Genomic DNA, 1,796 nt, shown 5'->3' with positions numbered 1-1,796 from the left:
CCGGCCGTTTCTCATATGCGCGGAGATCATTCACATGAAGATGACGACGGAAGAAGCCTTCGTAAAAGTTCTGCAGATGCACGGGATCGAACATGCGTTCGGAATCATCGGGTCTGCGATGATGCCGATCTCGGACCTGTTCCCGAAAGCTGGCATCATGTTTTGGGACTGCGCCCATGAGGGCAGCGCCGGGATGATGGCGGATGGCTACACCCGCGCCACCGGCAAGATGTCGATGATGATCGCGCAGAACGGTCCCGGCATTACCAACTTCGTGACTGCCGTCAAAACCGCCTACTGGAACCACACCCCGTTGCTGCTGGTCACCCCGCAGGCGGCGAACAAGACCATCGGTCAGGGCGGCTTCCAGGAAGTCGAGCAGATGAAGCTGTTCGAAGACATGGTCGCCTATCAGGAAGAGGTTCGCGACCCGTCCCGCGTGGCCGAGGTTCTGACCCGCGTCATCAGCCAGGCCAAGCGCCTGTCCGGTCCGGCGCAGTTGAACATTCCTCGCGACTTCTGGACTCAGGTGGTCGACATTGAAATCCCCGAGCCGATCGAATTCGAGCGCAGCCCGGGTGGCGAGAATTCGGTGGCGAAAGCGGCTGAAATCCTGTCGAACGCGAAGAACCCCGTCATCCTGAACGGCGCGGGTGTTGTTCTGTCCGAAGGCGGTATCGATGCCTCGATGGCATTAGCTGAGCGTCTGGATGCACCGGTTTGCGTCGGCTACCAGCACAATGACGCCTTCCCCGGCAAGCACCCACTGTTTGCGGGTCCGCTGGGTTATAACGGCTCGAAAGCCGGGATGGAGTTGATCAAGGACGCCGACGTTGTCCTGGCCTTGGGGACGCGTCTGAACCCGTTCTCGACCCTGCCCGGCTACGGCATGGAGTATTGGCCCGCAGACGCCAAGATCATTCAGGTCGACATCAACCCGGATCGCATCGGTCTGACCAAGAAAGTCAGCGTCGGCATCGTCGGTGATGCAGCCAAGGTGGCCAAGGGCATTCTGGCGCAACTGTCCGACACCGCCGGTGACGAAGGCCGCGATGCGCGCAAGGCAAACATCGCCCAGAAAAAATCGGCTTGGGCGCAGGAACTGACCTCGATGACGCACGAGGACGACGATCCCGGCACCACCTGGAACCAGCGTGCCCGAGCGGCCAAACCCGACTGGATGAGCCCCCGCATGGCGTGGCGTGCGATCCAGCAGGCCCTGCCGCGCGAGGCAATCATCTCGTCCGATATCGGCAACAACTGCGCCATCGGTAACGCCTATCCCGATTTCGACGCGGGCCGCAAATATCTGGCGCCCGGCCTGTTCGGCCCCTGCGGCTATGGCCTGCCCGCTATCGTTGGTGCGAAAATCGGCCAGCCGAACGTGCCGGTTGTGGGCTTCGCCGGTGACGGTGCCTTTGGCATCGCGGTGAACGAGCTGACCGCGATCGGCCGCTCGGAATGGCCTGCCGTGACCCAGGTTGTCTTCCGCAACTATCAGTGGGGTGCGGAAAAGCGGAACTCGACCCTGTGGTTCGACGACAACTTCGTGGGCACCGAACTGGACACCCAGGTGTCTTACGCCGGTATCGCAACAGCATGTGGCCTGAAGGGCGTTGTCGCCCGCACCCAGGACGAGCTGACCGCGGCGCTGAACCAAGCGATCGAGGACCAGAAAAACGGCATCACCACCCTGATCGAAGCCATGATCAACCAGGAACTCGGCGAACCCTTCCGCCGCGACGCAATGAAAAAACCCGTCGCCGTCGCAGGTATCGCAGCCGAAGACATGGCAC

1 protein-coding gene is annotated in these 1,796 nt (G+C 61.6%); it reads left to right on the top strand.

The window, feature by feature from the left end:
• Nucleotides 1-34 precede the first annotated feature (34 nt).
• Nucleotides 35-1,796 (top strand): sulfoacetaldehyde acetyltransferase (gene xsc / locus ACR0L3_RS20610; RefSeq protein ID WP_480747665.1); only part of this gene is annotated, 1,762 nt, incomplete at its 3' end.

It is taken from the genome of Ruegeria sp. CK1 (assembly GCF_056536545.1).
This window is presented reverse-complemented; position numbering and strand designations above follow the sequence as displayed.